This window comes from Aerococcus urinaeequi (assembly GCF_001543205.1).
Classification (GTDB): Bacteria; Bacillota; Bacilli; order Lactobacillales; family Aerococcaceae; genus Aerococcus; species Aerococcus urinaeequi.
Genome location: NZ_CP014162.1, coordinates 1,196,448 through 1,218,524 on the forward strand (window position 1 = coordinate 1,196,448; position 22,077 = coordinate 1,218,524).

A 22,077-nucleotide genomic window follows, 5' to 3' on the forward strand; every position below is an offset into this window, starting at 1 on the left:
GATGCAGCAAGGACTGTGTATGATATTAACTATTTGAAATGATTTGAAAGACTTTCCTACTATTGGACACGCTTTTGGATATAATTTTCAACGGCATAGTCGCTAGGATCAAGCAAGGTTTCCTCATTATTGATTAAGCGACTCATCTCTCTAGCAATCAAAGGGCCGGTGGTTAAACCGGATGAACCCAAGCCGGATGCCACATAAACATTTGGCCGGTCAGGCAATGGTCCATAGAAGGGCGCATAGTCAGAGGTATAAGCCCGGCTACCGATTTTATAGTCAGTGACTGGATAGTTAGCCAATTCAGGGACCAGTTGATAGATTTTGGAAAAGATATCCACTAATTGGCTTGGGTCTGTGGACAAATCAAAGCCTTGATTGTCTTCATGACTAGCGCCCACAAAGATTTTCCCGTCTAAATGAGGTATAAAATCACCTTCACCTTCAGGCATAATCAGGGGTAATGCTTGGGTATCCCAGTCGGTTTCAATCACTGCCAGTTGGCCTTTTTGAGGGCGGACATCTACTTGATAGCCCAGTGGGTCAAGGACCTGACCCAACCAAGCACCAGTCGCTAAAACAACGGTATCATAGACTTCTTGGTCATTTTTCACCATAACTTTACCATCATCTAAGAAAGTTAAATCAGCCCGAACATTCACAACTTTTAGATTTTCCCCCTTTGCTGCGGTAATTAAATCCTGACATAAAGCTTGACCGTCTACTACCGCACCGCCATCCGTTTCAATCAGGTCGTTGTCATAGTGAAAATGGGGAAATCGAGCCTGTTGATAAGTTGGGGATAACTTGTTAATTTCTTGGATTAAAGAGGCTTCTCCTTGTCGTTTTTCAGCAATCGCCATCAAATCATCAATCAGTTTGGGCTTCTTCTTCAACAACCAAGTCGTTTTTTGTTGATAAGCCTGGGTCACTATCCCAGCGTCCGCCAAATCTTTCAATAAGTCTCGGTAAAAATGGGCCCCACCATTGGCTAGGCGGTACCAGGGTTTATTGCGACGTTTAGAGAACCAGGGGCAGATAATGCCGGCCGCCGCTTTAGTAGCTTGCCCAATTCCGTCGTCATATAGGGTTACATCATGGTCTTTGGTTAAATAAAAGGCAGCGGTCGATCCAAGGATCCCGCCACCTATTACTGCTATCTTCACTTAGTTAGCTCCTTACTATATATCGGTACAATGTATCAGTACTATTAATCAGTACCAATATCAGCGAAATTCAGCTTTTGCTAGCCCTTATTTTTTACGGCGCTGACTGGTTTTGCCAGATTCGCTATTTTTCTTGTTGTCTTTATCTGCCTTATCGCTGTAACCATCACGTTCTTGACGGTCTTGCATTTCCCGGTAAGTCTTCCGGTTAATAATCGGCCGTTTTAACATGATAGTATTCCACAAGTTATTTAAACGCATGGGTTCATCAGAGACAGCTAGTTTTTCCTCATTATTACTATCAGGTGTTTGGTCTAATTCCCGAACTGGGGTTAAATCCTTATCTTCATTCCCTGGTTGGCCTGTTAAATAGGCTCCTAAAGTTGGTGAATAGGTGTCGTCATCACTTAAAGTCGACTGAGCCGCTCGGTTTGAAATCCATAAGTCTACCTTATCGCCCACATTGAAGTAAGAGACCAAGAAGTAGTATCCCATAGCGATAATGGCAATGGCCCATACCAACCAGACTGGTAGGTTAATCTGCGCTACCCGGTATGAATGAATAATGTAGGGTAGGGTGAAAACCAGTGCGGCAGAAAAGATGCCGGCCAATAAATATAAGACATTAAAGCCTTGGTACCACTTGCGACCAAAGGCAGTATTCCGCTGGAAAGTCACCCAAAAGAAAATGGCTGTGAAAATCACGAAAACCTGGAGAGGCAATCCTAAAATTGATACCGCAACTGGCATCTGGAGAGCAGAAGCAAAGTCACCCCACCATGCGTAACCGGCAATAAACATATAAGTCGCATAAATGGTTAAAGTTAAGACCACAAATGATAGAACAGCTGGTACATACTTAGCTAAATTAAAATCATATCGTTCAATATTCAAGCGACGAAGGGTCAACTTACAATAATCCTCCCCCGACATCCCTAGCACTTCCTCAGCTGAAATTTGTCGCAGTTCCGCTACCTGCAATCGGTCCACCAATTTCGATAACTCCTGATAAATCGCAGGTTGCGCCGGACCACTCGTTAGAAAATACCCCTCACAATCCTGGAAGAAGGACCGCATATCCGCCGACAAGGCGCTGGCTTTTTGATGTGTTTCCGCCCGCAAAGATTGCATCTGGTTGACACTCGCATCCGTATTATATCTTCGTTGTGCCATTGTATACACTCCTCATTAGTACAATTGATACAGCTTTTTGGAAAAGGGGGAATCGCGCTTTTGCTCGCACCCCTTATTTTTCCACTTCTTTTTATTATATACTACCAAAAGTTAGACCAATAGCGGTAGCCTTTAAATATTTTGTAATTTTTAGAGGTTAGGAACTGTCCTTTTACAAAAAGGTTTAGAAAAGGCATCACGATTTTTGGGGATAAGTGCTACAATATAGGAAATATGCGGTTGGGGGACTGGCCGGTTAATGAGAGGATTTTTGTGGTATGACGATTAATGAGCGATTAAAGCAGATTACGCCGTCTGAGATTCGGGCTTTTGATGCGCAGGTGTCGACGATTCCTGGCTTGTTGAATTTTACGATTGGGGAGCCAAATTTTGATGTGCCTGAATTTATTAAAGATGCGATGAAAGAGGCTTTGGATAAGAATTTCACCCACTATGCGGCTTCGGATGGTTTGCAGGAGTTGCGTCAGGCGATTGCTAATTTTTACCAACGTCGTCATCAACTAGACCTAAACTGGCAACAAATTATGGTGACGGTGGGGGCTAGTCAAGGTTTTATGATTACCATGATGGCCCTTTTGAATCCTGGGGATAAGGTCTTGATTCCATCACCATATTTCCCACTATATGGCTATTCTTCTATTTTATCTGGTGGGGAGTCAATTTTTGTGGATACGTCTGCTGATGGTTTTGTCTTAACGCCTGAAGTTTTGGACCACCAGCTACAAGGTCATCCTGAGATCAAGTTGTTGATGCTGAATTATCCAAACAATCCAACTGGGACCACTTATTCTAAGGATCAGGTCAAGGGGTTGGCAGAGGTCTTGCGGAAGTATCCGGATGTTTATGTCTTGTCGGATGAAATTTACGGGGATTTGGTTTATGAAGGTGACCACTATTCAATGGTTGAAGAATTGCCTGACCGGACAATTTTATTGGCAGGCGCGTCTAAATCTTATGCCATGACCGGCTTTAGACTAGGCTTCTTACATATTCCAGCTGACCTATACGAAGAGTTGTTCAAAATTTTCCAAACCATGGTAACCTGTGTATCAACACCTGACCAGTGGGCCGGGGTAGCTGCTTATAATGACGGCGACCAAGCCATTGATGACATGAAGGGTGAATACAACCACCGCAGGAATATGATTGTGGACCGGATGATAGCTATGGGATTTGATATCCCGCATCCAGCTGGCGCATTTTATGTATTCCCCCGCATTCCAGCCAAATACGGTGATGATGACCAAGCCTTTGCTCTAGATTTAGCTGAAAAAGCGAAAGTCGGTGTCATTCCTGGCTCAGCCTTTGGACCAGGCGGCCAAGGTTACTTCCGTTTCTCTTATGCCGCAGCCTATGAGGATATTGCCGTAGCCATGGACCGGATGGCAGCCTTTATGGAAGCATTATAGAAAAATAAATAGATCAAATAAAGTCGGGGCCACTGGTCTCGATTTTTTATTTCGTTAAAGTGGGTTTCAATTTGATTGGAAAATGAATATAAATATAAATATAAATTGCCTGTACATGCCCATTTGAACGGCTTAAATATCGACAGGGACGGCTTGGTCGAGTAAGATGGAAGACGAAGAAAGTTTGAAATATGGGGGAGATTTCCATGAATGAAATCAATAAACAGGCAAATAGAAACTGGGTAAGGGATGTCGCTTTATTCCTAACCAGTCAGGGGATTTCCCTATTCGGATCATCCATCGTCCAATATGCCATCATGTGGCATATTACGATTGAAACCGGGTCCGGTGTCATGATGACCTTGTATATCATCTGCGCCTTTTTACCAACCTTTTTACTGTCACCAGTAACAGGGGTCTGGGCTGACCGGTTTAACCGAAAGCAATTAATCATGTGGGCTGATGGTGGGATTGCGGTATCAACGCTTATTTTAGCCTTGTTGTATATGCAGGGTTACCAAGAGATTTGGATGTTACTGATTGTGGCGGCCATTCGTGCCTTTGGCGCAGCCGTCCAAACACCGGCAGTGGGTGCTATTTTGCCACAAATCGTCCCTAAATCAGAATTAACTCGGATTAACGGCCTCAATTCCTCTATTCAAGGGATTCTAAACTTCGGGTCGCCTTTGATATCAGCGGGTTTGCTAGCAGCCTGGCCACTGGCTTACATCTTCCTAGTCGATGTGGTTACAGCGGGATTAGCGATTGTCACCATGTTATTTTTGAAAGTCCGGACCCATGACAAGGCAAGTAGAGACCAGGCGGCGTCCTATACTGCCGACTTTATGTTGGGCGTCCGGTACGTCAAAAACCATGACTTCCTAAGAAACCTATTCATCTTCTTCGGCATCTTCATGTTACTAATCGCGCCAGCCTCCATGTTACCGACTTTAGTTGTGACAAGGACATACGGAGACGAAGTGTGGCGGTTGTCAGCTATTGAAATTGCTTTCTCAGTCGGGTTCGTCTTAGGTGGCGGTTTGATTTCTTGGTGGCAAGGATTTCCCAACCGAATCAAGACCATGGCCTTGGGTTCCTTTATCTTGGCGGCCTGCACCTTGGGATTAGGTTCGACCAGCAACTTCTGGTTGTATGTCGTCCTGATGGTCATTACAGGGATTGCCGTCCCTTTATTCAATACCCCATCTATGGTACTGATTCAAGACCATGTGGAAGAAGCCTATCTAGGTCGGGTGTTTGGGGTCATGTCTATGATCAACACCGCCATGATGCCTTTAGGAATGGCCTTGTTTGGCCCCTTAGCTGATTTTATGCCCATTTCTTATATCCTATTATTCGCAGGATTTGCCTTAGTTATCCTGTCATTTGGCTTCCTGCGCAACAAAGCCTTGCTGGAAGCAGGGAAACCTGTATTGAAGGTGGATTAAAAAGTTCAATTATTTAAAAGAGTAGAGAATGTGACCAAAACACCAATCTCTACTCTTTATTTTACTTGTTTAAAATCTATTTGACTCTTTAAGAATCCTAATGAGGTGCTTAGTTTAGTTGATCAATATCTAAATCTTTCAATTTAACCAGGACATCTCTTAATGAGTTAAAGGGTGCCACTATAAATGAAAAACCTTATGCCAATGTGTCTGTTGAATTTTCATCCAGTGGGGTAATTGTACCCGTTTTTGTCATAGCATGAATTTGTTTTAGAATTGGTTCAAACAAGGTAATGTTGTCACGGTTTTTCCCATAGAATAATTCATTCGGTAAGAATAGTCGCTCATCACCGCGCTGTTGACCAGTAAAGGCTGCGATTAAACTCGAAGCTTTTGACAATTCAACCATGTGGCCATTTTTCTCAACTAATTCAATTTGCGTACGTGGTTTCTCGGCACTTGGTCGGTAGAAATCATACGGTAAATCAAAGCGCGAGTTCATAGCAACATAGTATTGGATGTCGTAGCCTAATTTGCCCACTAAGTCGATCAATACTTTCACGTCTTCTTGGTTTTCAACCTCGTTGTAAGTGACTGACTTAAATGGTTTGCGGTTAACAAAGCGGTCAGCTAAATCTCGCAAGACTGGGTCTTCTGCATAGAAAATCCAGTGTTGGAAATAAGTTTGTAAGACCCCATCATCTAGGCGCAGGTAATCCTCTAACGTCCAATCTTGAGTGAAGAATGGCTCTAAAAAGAATGCGTAGGTATCATGGCTAGTAAATTGGTCTTTCGTGAGGAACAATTCCTGTGCACGTTTCAGTAAGTGGTGTAGTAGCATCTCCATACCTCGTGATACAGGATGGAAGTAGACCTGCATATACATTTGATAACGACTAGTGATATAGTCCTCCACTGCATGCATACCGTTGTAGTCAAAACGAATACCATCTTTATAAGGGTGCATCACTCGTAGAATCCGGCTCAAATCAAAGTTCCCGTAATTAGTGCCAGAGAAGTAAGAGTCACGGAGTAGATAATCCATTCGGTCAGCGTCAATTTGACTAGAAATCAACTGAACAACTTGCGGATTTGGATAGGTTTTATCAATGACAGACGCTACTTGTCTTGGGAAATCAGCGGATACCCCGCGTAAAATCTGGTTGACCTCAGTGGCTTCTGACAAAATGATTTCTCTTGTCATGGTTTCGTGGTCAGTATTGAAAATATTCTCAAAGGTATGGGAGAAAGGTCCGTGCCCAATGTCGTGTAAGAGTGCAGCACATAAGACGACCAATCGCTCACTATCGTCCCAAGCGCCACCATCTTCAACGGCATAATTTCGTACAAATTTATCACAAATCTTTCGAGCAATTTCATAAACACCCAATGAATGGCTAAACCGTGAATGTTCCGCCCCGTGGAAGGTATAAGAAGCCGTCCCCATTTGTTTGATTCGGCGTAGGCGTTGCATTTCTTTAGAATTGATCAGGTCCATAATTACCTGGTGTTGGACGTGGATGTAGTCGTGCACGGGGTCCCGAAACACCTTCTCGGGTATGCGTTTACTCGCTTCTGCAATACTCATAACAGTCTCCTTTGTCAAATTCTGCCTCTCTATATTTATACGTGAAGGCGGGCGGTTTCTATCTATTGATTTGCTAATATATCGTAAAGGACTTGGTTTCGTTTCTGCATTCGTTCGATATAAGTCGCCGTATCTAATTCACTTTGTTTTCTCTCATTTAAGTTGACGCCAGCATGGGCGATAACTGCTAGCAACTGATTTACAAATTGTTCAACTGAATCAATGCTTGAAAAGTCAGAAAGGTTCGCCATGACACTTGGGTCAACTTGAGGATAGCGACCTTTTTCGTCTTGGTTCGCTTGCCCCTCATGATACATATCAGCTACTAATTGGCCGCGACTCTCTTGGTCTCCGCTGATTGACATGTATAGGTAAATCCCTACCGCATGACCGATTCTACGTTGGGCAATACCGGCTACTTTTTGCCCACGAATGGATACGTCAAATTTACCAGGGCAGTAGGATGTAGCGACTTCGCCAACTTCCAGTGATACGCCATGTGCGTCCATCATTTCTTGTAAGAGTGCGACGATAAATTCATAAGCCTGATCTATGGTTAAGGCTTGGTTTTTGGTGTCTATCAATAGAGTCACGTTCAAGACATTTGGGTCAGATACCACCGCTAAACCACCAGCAGGGCGTACTACTGGTAAAATATCCTGGTTTTTATATAACCAAGTTACGGCCTGGTTAAAGTTGGGTAAGCGAGTATCCATTCCACCAAGAATAACTGTTGGGCGGGTTGGCCAGAAATGGATGGCTAATGGGGCTTCAAAAGTTTCTTGGTTGATGGCATTCAAGATAGCATCGTCAACCGCAAAGGGTAGCAAGGCTGCATCTGCCTCCTCTAAACCATAGGCTTGATTATTTTTAGTAATATCTTTATAGACCGCCATAGTCAGCGGTTTGTTGCTTGTTTTAAAAACCTCAAACATTATGTGAAAGTCCTTTCCACTAATTTGTCTATATTGTAACATAAAAGTAGCTATTTCCCCTATTTGACGGCGGTTTCACCGGTATACAATCTTTGAAGTCCTAAGGAATCATGTTAGAATAGGGAGGTAAAATATGCATACAATGATGAAATTAGAGGAGGTTGCCAAATGGCAAATACTGGTAAACAAGAAATCCAGTTAAAGGTTAAAAACTATATCCAACAAGATCGTGATGGTCAACAAGTGCAAGAGGAATTTACCACTAAAACAAATGGTTACTTCTATGAAGTAGGCGAGGCTATCTATGTAGAATATGAAGAAAAAATTACCGAAAACATCGTAGCGGTTCGTTTAAAATTTGAAGCTAACGATAAAGTGACTATCCGTCGTCAAGTGAACGGTACAGAAACGACAATGAATTTAGTCAAAGGTAAAAAAACGGATATCCTCTACCATGTGACAGATGCACAAGCAATTACTTTCCAAGGACAATTAAATTTACTTAATGTAGACCAAAACGATGCGGACACGTTTAATGCCCGGATGGCATACAACTTATACCAATCAGAAGAAATGATTGGTCAATACCAAATCGAATTGCAAACAAGGGTCCATGTGTAGTAATATATAATGGATATACTAGACGATTAATCACAAGTGCGTTGGTTATAAGGCGAAAGGATGAACTAGTAGTGGAATTAAAAGGATTTGCTGGTCAAAACAAAGAACAGTTATCAATGATCGAAGTCGCATACCAAATTTTAGTAGAAACGAATAATGTATTCGAGTTCAATGATTTATTAGCTGAAATTCAAGATTTCTTGAATATGCCCCAAGATGAATTAGAAAGCAAAATGGCGACTTTCTATACAGAAATGAACTATGACGGTAGCTTTATCTCTTTAGGTGAAAACCGTTGGGGCTTACGTGAGTGGTACGCAGTTGATTCAATCGATGAAGAAATTATTTCGTCAATTGATGATGACGATATCAAAGCGAAACACAAAGGTAGCAAGAGTCTATTGGCTTCTGTTGAAGATGATGACTTAATTGACTACGCGTCTGACGACCCAGAAGATGTGGACTACGTTGAAGACGAAGAAGATTACGATGAAGAAGAAGAAGAAGAAGAAGACGAAATTTCAGCTTACTCTTCTGATTTAGGTGAATTAGGCGACGACGAGGAAGAAGAAGATCTTGAAGATGGTCTTGAAGGCGACCTTAGCTTAGTTGACGAAGATGATGATGAGGAAGACGAAGAAGACTTCTAACAAAGATTTCTAAACCTCTATAAAAAAACATGTTGTTTTTCCTTGACTCAAATAAGTGAATGGATTATTATTCTATTTGGGCACTTTAGTTTCATAACTATTGTGAGATGAACACGTTACTCCCTGTCTTTCTTAGGAAAGATGGGGATTTTTTTATTTTTTCTAAGGAAAATAGTTATCCGCATCTCCCTTCTTATTGTAAGCATAAAAATTTTTAGAAAAGGAAGGATATCATGACAAAGTATATTTTTGTAACCGGTGGGGTAGTTTCTTCAATCGGTAAAGGTTTAGTAGCAGCATCTTTAGGACGTTTATTAAAAAATAGAGGTTTAAAAGTAACCATCCAAAAATTTGATCCATACATTAACGTTGACCCAGGTACTATGAGCCCTTATCAACACGGGGAAGTATTTGTATTAAACGATGGAACTGAAACTGACTTAGACTTAGGGCACTACGAACGTTTTATTGATATCAACTTAAATCAATACTCAAACGTAACAACTGGTAAAATTTACTCAGAAGTTATCAACAAAGAACGTCGCGGGGACTACTTAGGGGCAACTGTCCAAGTAATTCCACACATCACTGACTCAATCAAAGATAAAATCTTACGTGCAGGTGATACAACAGGCGCTGATATTGTGATTACTGAGGTAGGTGGTACTGTTGGGGATATTGAATCAACACCATTCGTTGAAGCATTACGTCAAATGCGTTCACAAGTTGGCGCAGATAATGTTTGTTATATCCACACAACATTACTGCCATATATTGCAGCAGCTGGTGAGTTGAAAACAAAACCTACGCAACACTCTGTGAAAGAATTGCGTGGTATGGGGATTCAACCTAATATCTTAGTTGTACGTTCAGAGCATCCACTACCAGACGGTATGACTGCAAAAATCGCACAATTCTGTGACGTTGAAGAAGACGCCGTTATCGAAAACCGTGATGTAGAAACAATCTACACACTACCATTGCGTCTACAACAAGAAGGTTTAGACGATAAAGTATGTGAAGTATTAGGTCTAGACGAAACACCGGAAGCAGACATGCGCGAATGGCGTAACCTTGAAAATCGTGTACTAAACCTATCTAAGAAAGTGAAAATTGCTTTAGTAGGTAAATACGTATCTCTTCAAGACGCTTACCTATCAGTAGCCGAATCATTACGTCACGCCGGCTATGCCCATGACGCTGAAGTTGATATCGACTGGATTGACTCTGAAACAATTACTGCAGAAAATGTACAAGAAATCCTTGGCGATGCTGACGGTATCTTAGTGCCAGGTGGATTTGGTAACCGTGGTATTGAAGGTAAAATCCAAGCCATCAAATATGCACGTGAAAACAATGTACCATTCCAAGGTATCTGTTTAGGTCTACAAGTGGCTTCTATTGAGTTTGCACGTAACGTCTTAGGTTATACTGATGCCAACTCTACAGAAATCAACCCAAATACTGAACATCCAATAATCGACTTGATGACAACACAATCAGGCCTAGAAAACTTAGGTGGTACACAACGTTTAGGTTTATACCCATGTGCCCTTAAAGAAGGTTCTAAAGCACGTGAATTATACAACGATGAGGCCTTAGTTGAAGAACGCCACCGTCACCGTTGGGAATTTAACAATGCTTACCGCGAAGAATTCGAAGCGGCTGGTATGGTCTTCTCTGGAACATCTCCAGATGGTAATTTAGTGGAAATCGTAGAAATTCCAGAACATCCATTCTTTGTGGCATCTCAATTCCACCCAGAATTTATTTCACGTCCAGACCGTCCGCAAGCAATCTTTAATGGCTTTATTGGCGCTGCCTTAGAAGCATAATTCTCTTTTAGAAAAGTTTATTTTAACTTGTGAAAAGACAATAAAAACCTACTCCAAAAAATTTAGGGAGTAGGTTTTTTTATTCACAATATTACAAAATGGTCTCAAATTGAAAGAGATATTCCTATTTAGGGATTATAGGTATATAATATATCTAGTTTTGTATATTGTTTTAATTTTACTAAAAAGAATAATTTTTTCGGAGGAGAAAATATGGTAGGGAAGAATAATTGGGAAGTGCAATTGAAACGTGGCGCTAATAAGGTTAAACGTTATACAATCAAGCGCACAAGTGTTGGGGTAGTTTCGGCAGTAGTAGCTGCTGGACTTATTTTTGGGCAAGAAACTTCTGTGCAAGCTGATGAGATTACAGCTGGTGAATCACAAGTAACAGAAGTATCTAATGAAGCACCTGTTGTAACTGAGGAAAGTGTGGAAGAAGTAAGGTCAGCAGAAACTTCTCAAGTCGAAGCAACAGCTGAAGAAAACGGAACAGTTAGCGAAATAGATGCAGAAGAATTATCTGAACCTGTATATGAACAAACAGAGGTTGTAGCTGAAGAAGTATCTGAAGGTGAATCCACTGAATATGATGATGTTGTAGCTGATAGTGCAGTAGCAGATCAAGAAGAAGCTGGAAGTAACGAAGCAGTTGCTGAAACAGAAACGACTGTTGCGGACACTAAATCAATTCAAGAAGATACTGAAGTTGTGGAAGAATCAAGCGTACAAGCACAAATGAGTACCTTTGCAGCTACAGCTAACGCTAGTGAAGCAGATACTGAATTCCCTGAATTAATTTCTATCTCTACAGATAAAGAAGTATATAGAGCAGGGGAAGATATCAAAGTAACGGCGATTGTTAAAGAAAACGATGAATTGTCAAGGATCAGTGCCAATTTCAGCAGAACTAACGGAACAACAGGGACTAGTTCACTCTCTGGATATGCCAATAAATGGTCAGGATTAACCCGTCAGTCAGACGGTACATATAAAGCTGAAATGATTATTGAAACTGATGAAAAAATGCCGAGTAATACCTATCAATTATCTTCTGTAGATATATATGATGTAGCTAACAACAATACATGGCTTACTTCCTATAACGATACAACGGGGTTATTTGATTTAAGTGTTGATATCCTTAATGAAGATGGAGATACTGAATTCCCTGAATTAATTTCTATCTCTACAGATAAAGAAGTATATAGAGCAGGGGAAGATATCAAAGTAACGGCGATTGTTAAAGAAAACGATGAATTGTCAAGGATCAGTGCCAATTTCAGCAGAACTAACGGAACAACAGGGACTAGTTCACTCTCTGGATATGCCAATAAATGGTCAGGATTAACCCGTCAGTCAGACGGTACATATAAAGCTGAAATGATTATTGAAACTGATGAAAAAATGCCGAGTAATACCTATCAATTATCTTCTGTAGATATATATGATGTAGCTAACAACAATACATGGCTTACTACCTATAACGATACAACGGGGTTATTTGATTTAAGTGTTGATATCCTTAATGAAGATGGAGATACTGAATTCCCTGAATTAATTTCTATCTCTACAGATAAAGAAGTATATAGAGCAGGGGAAGATATCAAAGTAACGGCGATTGTTAAAGAAAACGATGAATTGTCAAGGATCAGTGCCAATTTCAGCAGAACTAACGGAACAACAGGGACTAGTTCACTCTCTGGATATGCCAATAAATGGTCAGGATTAACCCGTCAGTCAGATGGCACATATAAAGCTGAAATGATTATTGAAACTGATGAAAAAATGCCGAGTAATACCTATCAATTATCTTCTGTAGATATATATGATGTAGCTAACAACAATACATGGCTTACTACCTATAACGATACAACGGGATTAGTTGATCTAATTGTATCAATAAACGTTGCCAATGTACCTTATGAAACTATTCGTGAGTTAAATATGGATTTGACACCAAATAGTGAAGATGTTTTGGTTCAAGCGGGTGTTAATGGATCTGCAGATGCTACTACAGGTGAACTAATAAACGCACCAGTTTCAGAAATTATTCATTATGCACCGGTTGAAATTCCATTTGAAACTGTTGAAGTTGAATCTGATGATTTATACTTTGGAGAAAGTGCTTTAACTCCAGGACAAGTTGGGTTATTAGATCCTGAAACAAATGAAGTAATCCTTGAACCAGTAAATGAAATTATTGAAATTGGCTCAAAATTAGCACCAGAAGAAATTGCTTTTGAAACTGAAAAAATTCTAGATATTCATTTAGCGCCTGGTTCATCTGATCAACTAGTTCAAGAAGGACAAGTTGGTCTTCGTGATTCGGAGACGGGCGAAGTAATTAGTAATCCTATTAAACGAATCTATAGTTACGCGCCGACAATAGTTGATTATGAGATTATACGTATGTTCAATCCTAATCAAGAACCAGATTCAATAGATATCGTGGCCAAACATGGTGAAATTGGATTGATGGATCCTGAAACAAATGAAGTGGTTATTAAACCAATTGCAGAAGTTATCTCATTTGCACCAGTAACTATGGCTTATGACGTTGAATATCAAATAGATGATTCTTTAGAGCCAAATTCAGGCGACACGGTTGAATTACAACCAGGTTCAGAAGGGTTACAAAATCCAGATACTGGTGACGTATTAGTTGCACCAGTTAACCAAATTATCGGTCAAGCACCTACTGAATATATTGATGATACTACTGTTCAAAATATTATTACGATAGTTGATCAAGTAAGTAACCAAGAAATTGCATCTACTACATTCTTAGGTAATGAGTATTCAGTGCGTTTAAATTATTTTATTAACCAATTAAATAGTCAAAATGATCTAGAATTGGAAGTAGTAGATGAAAAAACTACGTCTGATGTATTAAGATCCAGTACTGTGAATGGATTTACTGTCTCATCTCGTACTATCAAGAAAAATATTTATGTTGTAAACAACAACAATACGGATACAACTATCGAAAAGCCATTCTTACCAGAAGGTGTAATTTATAATAATCAAGATTATATTAGAGCATATAGAAAAGTTACAATTCAAGATAATGGTGGTCGTGAATTGTATAGAGTAAACTATGTAGCATATGAATCTACAGATGAAACAATTAGAAATGCTATGTCAAATATTAATTCTTTAGATTATTATTATGATAGTGTAGATGTTAGTGAGGGATTCACTTCTATCGTCGGTAGTACAGGGTCTTACAGAGGCCCATTAAAAGAAATTACTATTCTGGTGAATCGTATTGAAGAACCAGAAGTTCCAGAAGTAGAAGAACCAGAAACACCAGTAGAACCAGTAGAACCAGAAGTTCCAGAGGTTGAAGAGCCAGAGACTCCAGTGGAACCAGAAATTCCAGAGGTTGAAGAACCAGAAATACCGATAGAACCAGAAGTTCCAGAAGTAGAGGAACCAGAGACACCGGTAGAACCAGAAGTTCCAGAAGTAGAGGAACCAGAGACACCAGTAGAACCAGAAGTTCCAGAGGTTGAAGAACCAGAGACACCGGTAGAACCAGAAGTTCCAGAGGTTGAAGAACCAGAAACACCGGTAGAACCGGAAGTCCCAGAGGTCGAAGAACCAGGGACACCGGAAGAACCAGAAGTTCCTGAGGTTGAAGAACCAGAGACTCCAGTAGAGCCGGAAATTCCAGAGGTAGAGGAACCAGAAACACCGGAAGAACCAGAAGTCCCAGAGGTTGAAGAACCAGAGACACCGGAAGAACCAGAAGTCCCAGAGGTTGAAGAACCAGAGACTCCAGTAGAACCGGAAGTCCCAGAGGTTGAAGAACCAGAGACTCCAGTAGAACCTGAACTACCAGAAGTAGAGGAACCAGAGACGCCGGTAGAACCAGAAGTTCCAGAAGTAGAAGAACCAGAAACACCGACTAATCCAGAAGTACCAGTTGTGGAAGAGCCAGAGACTCCAGCAGAACCAGAGACTCCGGTTGCGGAAGATCCAGAGACAGTCGTAGAATCAGAAGTTCCTACTAATGACGTAAAAGCACCTGTAGCGACATCTGAAGACGGTGTAGTGGTAGCTGAACCAATTCCTACTCCTGCACAAAGTGTAGCGACTGAAGGAGCGAAAGCTGAATCAGAAGTTGTTGTGGCAGAGACAGGTTCAAAAGTTGTAGAAACAGTTTTATCTGCAGAAGTGAAGGCTGAAGAAACGTCTACCACTGTTGATGAAAATGTTGCGACTTTACCAGCTGCAGGCGCTCAAACGATGAGTGCGTTAGCAACAGGGTTAGGTGTGATTACAACTGCTTTAGGTGCTATACTTGTCCGTAAGAAAAAATAATATTTGATGCTTATTTAAATTAATTAATAAGATAAAAATGCAAATTATCCGTTCTTTTTGTACGTTTCGTATAAAGGAGCGGATTTTTTATCGGTACGATAGTTGATATGACAGTCTTTAATAATAATTGTAAATATTTTATTAAAATATGTGTTGACTCTAACTTTCTAAGTCGGTACAATAGCCAACAGAGTAAAAACAGGGGAAACTGCACTAGCGTAAGGATGCCCTGCACATAAGAGCTGTTCGCTCACAAGAATAACCACTTTATTTTGTCAGTGAACAAATTTTAAAACCAGCATCCGCTAGTATATAATCAGCAACCTTGTTTCGTTGTTGGTTATTTTTTTTGCCCATTTTTAGATAAATGAGAAAAAAATGAAAAGATAACAGAAAAATATGAGAGGAAGTGCCACGTGGATCCGAAGAAACCAATTATTGCCTTAGATTTTCCTAATCAAGAAGAGGTATTTGCGTTCCTTGATCAGTTCCAAGGTCAACAACTAAATGTAAAAGTAGGTATGGAATTGTTTTATGCTGGTGGGACAGCTTTCCTAAAAGAGTTACAAGCAAAAGGCCACGACATTTTCTTAGACTTGAAATTACATGATATTCCAAATACTGTTGAGCGCGCAATGGCCATTTTAGCCAGTACTGGTGTTGCAATGGTCAATGTACATGCGGCAGGTGGGAAAGAGATGATGCAAGCAGCGCTTCGTGGTTTAGAGGCAGGTTCGACAGGTAAACGCCCTATGTTAATTAGTGTCACTCAATTAACGTCAACGTCAACCGAACAAATGAATGAAGAACAAGGTATTCCAGGTGAAGTATTGGATTCAGTATTGCGCTACGCTAAATTAACGAAAGCAGCGGGCCTTGATGGTGTGGTTTGTTCACCACTTGAAGCAGCAGCTATTAAAGAGGCTTGCGGGGAAGACTTCCAAACGATTACACCGGGTATCCGCCTAGCGACTTCTGTGGCAGACGACCAAAAACGAATCATGACGCCAAGCCAAGCAGCCAAAGGTGGTTCTGACTACATCGTGGTGGGACGACCAATTACACAAGCTGAAAATTCAAAAGAAACTTACGACCAAATCACAAATGATTGGTCTGGACAATAAGGAGGGTGCAAGATGACAGTAGAAAAAGCGGATTTAGTAGCACAAAAATTACTAGAGATTAAGGCAGTAAACTTTAGCCCTGAGGCACCATATACTTGGGCAAGCGGACTTAAAGCCCCGATTTATACAGATAACCGACTAATCATGTCATACCCGAGTGTGCGTTCAATAGTGGAAGATGCTTTGGCTGAATTAATCAAAGAAAACTTCCCTGACGTAGATGTGATTGCAGGGACAGCAACTGCTGGTATTCCTCATGCAGCCTTTGTAAGTGAACGCTTAGATTTACCAATGATTTATGTGCGTTCTTCTGCCAAAGATCACGGTAAACAAAATGCTATTGAAGGTGCTTTAGAAGTGGGCGCAAAAGTAGTGATCATTGAAGACTTGATTTCAACTGGTGGTAGCGTGATTACAGCAGCTGACAAGATTCAAGAAGCAGGCGGAGAAGTCATTGCAGCAGTAGCTATTTTTGACTATTTATTAGCAGCTTCAAAAGATGCTTTCGAACAAGCTGGCTATCCTTTAATGACCTTGACAAACTATGTGAAGATTTTGGATTACGCAGCGAAAGATCCTAAATTATCACCACATTATGACAAGTTGATGGAATGGTACAAAGACCCTAAAGCTTGGTCTGAAAAACACGGTTAAGTTGACCTAACCTACTATACAAATAACAGCTTTACCAGATTTATGTCCTTATTTTTTTTTGCCCATTTTTATTTTTATGGTGATTAAATGAGGGAATTACACCAGTTTTACCAAAAAAAGGAGCACAAAAATGGAAAAAACAATCGAAAAAAATACAAGAAGAGATGCACTACAGACGGAAGATCACAAGTTAAACAAATCGCAACGTAATGCCTTGATTGCTGCTATTGTTGCATCGGGAACAGATGATTTGAACGTGATGTTCTTATCATTCTCAATGTCTTCTATCATCAGCCAATTAGGGATTTCAAGTGTAGCGGCGGGTTGGATTGCCACTATTACCAACTTAGGGATGCTAGCTGGAGGTTTACTATTCGGTGTCTTAGCTGACCGTTGGGACAAGATGAAGGTTTTCTACTTAACCATTCTTACTTTCTCTATCGCAACAGCTTTAATTTTCTTCACACCAAATATTACCTACTTATACCTACTACGCTTTATTGCTGGTATCGGTGTAGGTGGCGAGTACGGAGTAGCGATTTCGATTATGGCCGGACTTGTGCCGGCTAAACAGTTAGGGAGAATTTCATCCTTAAATGGGATTGTTGGTCAAATTGGTTCCATCAGTTCGGCGCTTCTAGCAGGTTTTATTGTACCAACACTCGGTTGGAGAGGGTTATTCCTATTCGGTATTCTGCCAATTCTAGTGGTAGTATGGGCGAAATTAACTATTAAAGAAGATGAATTAGGGATTAATACAGATGAAGTTACAGAAGACCTAGTAGATATTAATGAAAGTGATAAACCTTCTATTAGCGAATTGTTTAAGACACCAGGGCAAACCTATCAAACAATCATCTTAATGGTGATGACAACTGTACAAATTGCTGGTTATTTTGGGATGATGAACTGGTTACCAACAATCATGCAAGAACAAGTTGGTGTGACGGTTTCTGGGTCATCTACTTGGATGGTAACGACGATCTTGGGTATGTGCCTAGGAATGCTGACATTTGGGCAAATTTTAGATAGATTAGGACCAAGATTGTCTTATGGTATGTATTTAATTGCATCAGCAGTTTCAGTGTATCTGTTCACTTTTGCCAATTCAGCATTAACCATCTTAATCGGAGGCGCTATTGTAGGTTTCTTCGTAAACGGCATGTTTGCTGGCTATGGTGCAATGATTTCTCGTTTGTATCCATTTAAAGTGAATGCCATCGCCAATAATACTATTTTGAATGTTGGACGTGCAGTGGGTGGTTTTTCATCAGTTATCATTGGTTTTATCTTAGATGCTTCAGGTGTAGGTATGGTAATGCTTTTCTTAGCAAGCCTTTATCTAGTCAGCTTTATCGCTATGATGAGTTTGCCACAACTAAAACAAGCGAACTATGAACAACATCAATTAAATATTCGTCATAAGGCGCTAGATAAGTAATACAATTTGGTTCAAGAATGATAATAAAATAAGACATATTTTAGAGGGTGTAACACAAATGTTGCACCCTCTTTTTAGTATTTGGATATTTCATTGACGGAATAAATATAATTTGGTAATTTGAGGTAGACCTATCATGTGAATGTTTTCTCAAGGAGTGAGTAATGGAAATGAGGACTATTAAAGAAAAGGGTTTTCTAATATTGGGCTTGCTAAGTGTGGTCCTAGGAAGTGTAGGTGTCATATTACCTGTTCTACCGACAACTCCCTTCTTGTTGCTTGCTGGCTGGTTTTTCACGCGAAGTTCACCGCAATTTAAAAACTGGTTAGAATCTACTCGTTTGTATGGACGGTATGTTGGCGAATTTAAGCGACAAGGTGGTATCAGCAAGCGCAAAAAAGTTCATATCCTAATGACAACTTATCTTGTGATGGGTTTATCAATGTTACTTATGCCATTAAGAGGTGTACAAATTTTTGTAGGCGTTTGCGGTTTAGTTTTTGGTTACTTTCTACTATTTAGGGTGGAAGAGGTTTAAGGAGTTGGAGGCTAGTGATTTGGACTTTGAACAACGGCATTCTATAAATTTGATGGGTACGACGATTGACCTAATGGTTGACCATCCAAATAGTAATTCTTTATTACTTGCTGCAGTCCAGCGTTTGTTTCAATTGGAAGCGCGTTTTTCAGCGAATGACCCATCTTCTGAATTAATGGCGGTTAATCAAATGGCAGGATTAAAGGCTATACGCGTTCATCCAGAGCTATTTCATCTCATTCAAATCGGTAAAAAAGAAAGTATTGCATCGGGACGAAAGTTAAATATAGCTATTGGGCCTTTAGTTAACTTGTGGCGGATTGGTTTTGCGGATTATCGTAAACCTAGCCAGCAAGAGATTGATGACCGGCTGACTTTAGTAGACCCGAATGAAATTCATCTGGATGAAAAAGGAAAAACAGTTTACCTTGCTAAGCCAGGGATGTCGATTGATCTAGGTGCGCTTGCAAAAGGGTATGCGGCAGATCAAATTATCGCTTATTTCAAAGATCAAGGCGTAACCAGGGCATCGATTAATCTTGGTGGTAACCTTAGATTCTATGGCCATCGCCCCAATCATACAGAAAGTACACAATGGCGTATAGGTATCCAAGATCCCGACCAAACGCGTGGTTATAACAAGGCCATTGTCGATTTAAGTAACCAATCAGTTGTAACGTCTGGGGATTACGTACGTGTATTCGAAGAGGATGGACATCTTTACCACCATATTTTAGATTCCACAAATGGTAAGCCCTTTCAAGCGGACGTTCGCAGTGTCACTGTGGTGAGTGAATCTTCGTTAGATGGTGAGATTTGGACTACTCGCTTGTTTCCCTTATCTAAGGAAGCAATTATCAATCAAGCAGAACAAATAGACCATATTGAAGTGTTGGTTGTTGACCGACAGGGACAAATCACCTATACATCTGGTTTAGAGGGCAAAGTTGAACTTATTTGTTAGCAGGTTATATTTCTACTATAGAAAGGACAGAAAATCATGAAGCATATTATCGGAATCGTAGGTACAAATTCTAAGAAATCTACTAATAGAAAACTTCTTAAATATATTCAGAAACATTTTGCAGATCAAGCGGAAATTGAATTATTGGAAATCCGTGATTATCCAATATTTACTAAACCAGAAGATAAGACACTTCCAAATATTGTTGAAGAGGACGCGAAAAAAATCGAGCAAGCAGATGCGGTCATTATTAGTGCTGCAGAATATAATCATTCCATTACTTCTTCACTAACTAATGCCTTACATTGGTTAAGCTATTATATTTATCCCTTAGCAGATAAACCAATTATGATTACTGGTGCTTCTAACGGTCGTTTAGGATCTTCTAGAGCACAAATGCACTTGCGCCAAATTCTAGACTCACCAGACATTAGAGCACGTGTGATACCAAATTCAGAATTTTTATTAGGAAATTCTTTACAAGCTTTTGATGATGATGGTGATTTAAGTGACCAAAAATCTGTTGAACAGTTAGAAGCTATTTTTAAAGAATTTATTCAATTTATTGATCATACACAAGAATTTACGCAGCTAAGAACTGATACAAAAGCAGCTGCTGAAAACTACGAGTGGACCAAGTAGAAAGGACTAGGGTGACAAAATGAAAATTGTTGGAATTGTTGGCTCAACTGCTGAAAAATCATATAACCGTTTATTGTTACAATATATTCAAAGAGAATTCACTGATTTATTTGATCTAGAGATTCTTGAAATTGACCAAATACCTTTATTCAACCAAGATAACCCGGAGTTAGCGACGGAGGGGCCTGTTCATACATTGAATAGGAAAATCCGCCAAGCAGATGGTGTGATTATTGCTACAGCGGAGCACAACCATACAACGCCAGGGCCATTGAAGAGTGCATTGGAATGGTTATCCTTCACAATTCATCCATTGAAAAATAAACCTGTAAAAATCATTGGTGCTTCTTATCTAGATCAAGGAACATCACGATCACAATTACACTTACGTCAAATTCTTGAGGCACCAGGAATTGATGCTTTAGTCATGCCAGGGCAAGAGTTCCTATTAGGAAATTGTAAAGAGGCAATCAATGCTAATGGTGATTTAGTTGAACCTAGCACTGTAAGTTTCTTGAAAGGTAGCTTAGAGAAGTTTATGAAATACGTTGAATCTGTTCAACCACTTAAAGATAACCCCGTATTCCCTGAGGAAGATTTAACTGCAACTAAGCATTGTGACACAACCATTGAGGGTGTAGACATGACCGCACCGGATTGGGTTGAGCAAGCTGCAGCAAAAGTGGGCGCTGTCGAAGGTGATACCTATGTGAAACTGGATAGAGGGTTGTTAACAGTAGACCAATTAAACTGGTTCCTAAAGACAATTCCTCTTGAATTGACTTATGCAGATGAGAATAACCAGTATATTTACTATAACCGAGTGAAACCTGGCCAAGACATGTTTGCTTCTCGTTACGAAAAAGATGTAGGTAGCCCACTTGGTGCTGTTCACCCACCACGCGCTGTGAAGAATGTTTCTTGGGTAATTTCTCAATTGCGGTCAGGAAACATGGAAGGTGTTCATGTACACGTACCAATCCATAAAGATAATTATGTTGTCCACAATTATGTAGCTATGCATGATGAAGAGGGTAAGTATCGTGGAATCAACGAGCATGTTTTAGACTTGCAACCTGTAATTGAGTGGTATCTAGAACAAACAGGACAAAAGTTAGTGAAAATTGAGGAAGATACAACTGATGCTTCAACTAGCGCTTCAATGAATGGTGCATGGAGTCACGATGACAAAAACGCTGTGGAAGCTGATGCTAAAAGTGGTGCAAGTGATGCAGAAGTAGCAGATACAACCACTGCAGCTATTGCTACTGATGAAGATTCGAGTGCTAGCCAGTCTTAGTCAGTGTAATAGCCCGGTTTAGGGAAAAATGATTATTTTCAGTCAAAAAAGCCTATAAACGATTAGGATTATTATTGCAAAAATTGTATGAACAGAATAATAAAAACGATGTATGCGTTTGCGAATTGTTATTTTATGGCATAAATTAATATTTATTTTTTTATGAGGCAAAACTCTTGTAAAATGCAATTGATAAGGGTTACAATAAGCACGAGCACATCAAAATTAAAAATCA

The 22,077-nt window shown here is 40.1% G+C and carries 17 protein-coding genes; 13 read left to right on the plus strand and 4 right to left on the minus strand.

Going from position 1 to position 22,077, the window contains the following annotated elements:
* Positions 1-59: 59 nt before the first annotated feature.
* Positions 60-1,169 (minus strand): NAD(P)/FAD-dependent oxidoreductase, encoded by a 1,110-nt coding sequence (locus AWM74_RS05390; protein WP_026465679.1) that lies wholly within the window; start codon positions 1,167-1,169, stop codon positions 60-62.
* An 87-nt stretch (positions 1,170-1,256) separates the two neighbouring features.
* Complete coding sequence (locus AWM74_RS05395) at positions 1,257-2,342, minus strand: ABC transporter permease (protein WP_026465680.1); 1,086 nt, start codon at positions 2,340-2,342, stop codon at positions 1,257-1,259.
* Positions 2,343-2,620: 278 nt separating this feature from the next.
* Here AWM74_RS05395 and AWM74_RS05400 point away from each other — a divergent pair, with 278 nt between their 5' ends.
* Positions 2,621-3,772: a pyridoxal phosphate-dependent aminotransferase gene (locus AWM74_RS05400; protein WP_026465681.1), complete on the plus strand. Its 1,152-nt coding sequence runs from the start codon at positions 2,621-2,623 to the stop codon at positions 3,770-3,772.
* Between the two features lie 206 nt (positions 3,773-3,978).
* On the plus strand, positions 3,979-5,220 hold the full coding sequence (locus AWM74_RS05405; protein ID WP_026465682.1) for an MFS transporter: 1,242 nt from the start codon (positions 3,979-3,981) through the stop codon (positions 5,218-5,220).
* A gap of 196 nt (positions 5,221-5,416) precedes the next feature.
* Here the strand turns inward: AWM74_RS05405 and AWM74_RS05410 are convergent, their stop codons facing one another.
* Both AWM74_RS05410 and AWM74_RS05415 read right to left on the minus strand, forming a co-directional pair.
* Positions 5,417-6,808: an HD domain-containing protein gene (locus tag AWM74_RS05410; RefSeq protein ID WP_026465683.1), complete on the minus strand. Its 1,392-nt coding sequence runs from the start codon at positions 6,806-6,808 to the stop codon at positions 5,417-5,419.
* A gap of 62 nt (positions 6,809-6,870) precedes the next feature.
* Positions 6,871-7,743 (minus strand): lipoate--protein ligase family protein, encoded by an 873-nt coding sequence (locus AWM74_RS05415; RefSeq protein WP_236702822.1) that lies wholly within the window; start codon positions 7,741-7,743, stop codon positions 6,871-6,873.
* 168 nt (positions 7,744-7,911) lie between these two features.
* On the opposite strand from AWM74_RS05415, the gene AWM74_RS05420 reads away from it, so the two are divergent.
* From AWM74_RS05420 to AWM74_RS05470, 11 genes are all read left to right on the plus strand, one after another.
* Positions 7,912-8,364: a YwiB family protein gene (locus tag AWM74_RS05420; RefSeq protein WP_026465685.1), complete on the plus strand. Its 453-nt coding sequence runs from the start codon at positions 7,912-7,914 to the stop codon at positions 8,362-8,364.
* A 71-nt stretch (positions 8,365-8,435) separates the two neighbouring features.
* On the plus strand, positions 8,436-9,014 hold the full coding sequence (gene rpoE / locus AWM74_RS05425) for a DNA-directed RNA polymerase subunit delta (RefSeq protein ID WP_026465686.1): 579 nt from the start codon (positions 8,436-8,438) through the stop codon (positions 9,012-9,014).
* 233 nt (positions 9,015-9,247) lie between these two features.
* A complete protein-coding gene (locus AWM74_RS05430) occupies positions 9,248-10,849 on the plus strand; it encodes a CTP synthase (RefSeq protein ID WP_026465687.1) in 1,602 nt (533 codons plus the stop codon).
* Between the two features lie 213 nt (positions 10,850-11,062).
* Positions 11,063-15,178, plus strand: a complete 4,116-nt coding sequence (locus AWM74_RS05435; RefSeq protein ID WP_060774345.1) for a YSIRK-type signal peptide-containing protein — start codon at positions 11,063-11,065, stop codon at positions 15,176-15,178.
* A gap of 416 nt (positions 15,179-15,594) precedes the next feature.
* Entirely contained in the window at positions 15,595-16,302 is a 708-nt protein-coding gene (pyrF, locus tag AWM74_RS05440) for an orotidine-5'-phosphate decarboxylase (protein WP_026465860.1), read from the plus strand.
* A gap of 12 nt (positions 16,303-16,314) precedes the next feature.
* Positions 16,315-16,956 (plus strand): orotate phosphoribosyltransferase, encoded by a 642-nt coding sequence (pyrE, locus tag AWM74_RS05445; protein WP_026465859.1) that lies wholly within the window; start codon positions 16,315-16,317, stop codon positions 16,954-16,956.
* Between the two features lie 130 nt (positions 16,957-17,086).
* Entirely contained in the window at positions 17,087-18,397 is a 1,311-nt protein-coding gene (locus tag AWM74_RS05450; protein ID WP_026465858.1) for an MFS transporter, read from the plus strand.
* A 164-nt stretch (positions 18,398-18,561) separates the two neighbouring features.
* Positions 18,562-18,936, plus strand: a complete 375-nt coding sequence (locus tag AWM74_RS05455; RefSeq protein ID WP_051218214.1) for a YbaN family protein — start codon at positions 18,562-18,564, stop codon at positions 18,934-18,936.
* Between the two features lie 19 nt (positions 18,937-18,955).
* Entirely contained in the window at positions 18,956-19,900 is a 945-nt protein-coding gene (locus AWM74_RS05460) for an FAD:protein FMN transferase (protein ID WP_026465856.1), read from the plus strand.
* 36 nt (positions 19,901-19,936) lie between these two features.
* Entirely contained in the window at positions 19,937-20,542 is a 606-nt protein-coding gene (locus tag AWM74_RS05465; protein WP_016897842.1) for an NADPH-dependent FMN reductase, read from the plus strand.
* A gap of 19 nt (positions 20,543-20,561) precedes the next feature.
* Positions 20,562-21,842 (plus strand): NAD(P)H-dependent oxidoreductase, encoded by a 1,281-nt coding sequence (locus tag AWM74_RS05470; RefSeq protein ID WP_026465855.1) that lies wholly within the window; start codon positions 20,562-20,564, stop codon positions 21,840-21,842.
* Positions 21,843-22,077: the final 235 nt, after the last annotated feature.

Bases quoted from the DNA above. Each gene is read 5' to 3' on its own strand.
- AWM74_RS05395 (WP_026465680.1), bottom strand. From the start codon at position 2,342: ATGGCACAACGAAGATATAATACGGATGCGAGTGTCAACCAGATGCAA.
- AWM74_RS05400 (WP_026465681.1), top strand. From the start codon at position 2,621: ATGACGATTAATGAGCGATTAAAGCAGATTACGCCGTCTGAGATTCGG.
- AWM74_RS05405 (WP_026465682.1), top strand. From the start codon at position 3,979: ATGAATGAAATCAATAAACAGGCAAATAGAAACTGGGTAAGGGATGTC.
- AWM74_RS05410 (WP_026465683.1), bottom strand. From the start codon at position 6,808: ATGAGTATTGCAGAAGCGAGTAAACGCATACCCGAGAAGGTGTTTCGG.
- AWM74_RS05415 (WP_236702822.1), bottom strand. From the start codon at position 7,743: ATGTTTGAGGTTTTTAAAACAAGCAACAAACCGCTGACTATGGCGGTC.
- AWM74_RS05420 (WP_026465685.1), top strand. From the start codon at position 7,912: ATGGCAAATACTGGTAAACAAGAAATCCAGTTAAAGGTTAAAAACTAT.
- AWM74_RS05430 (WP_026465687.1), top strand. From the start codon at position 9,248: ATGACAAAGTATATTTTTGTAACCGGTGGGGTAGTTTCTTCAATCGGT.
- AWM74_RS05435 (WP_060774345.1), top strand. From the start codon at position 11,063: ATGGTAGGGAAGAATAATTGGGAAGTGCAATTGAAACGTGGCGCTAAT.
- pyrE (WP_026465859.1), top strand. From the start codon at position 16,315: ATGACAGTAGAAAAAGCGGATTTAGTAGCACAAAAATTACTAGAGATT.
- AWM74_RS05450 (WP_026465858.1), top strand. From the start codon at position 17,087: ATGGAAAAAACAATCGAAAAAAATACAAGAAGAGATGCACTACAGACG.
- AWM74_RS05455 (WP_051218214.1), top strand. From the start codon at position 18,562: ATGGAAATGAGGACTATTAAAGAAAAGGGTTTTCTAATATTGGGCTTG.
- AWM74_RS05465 (WP_016897842.1), top strand. From the start codon at position 19,937: ATGAAGCATATTATCGGAATCGTAGGTACAAATTCTAAGAAATCTACT.
- AWM74_RS05470 (WP_026465855.1), top strand. From the start codon at position 20,562: ATGAAAATTGTTGGAATTGTTGGCTCAACTGCTGAAAAATCATATAAC.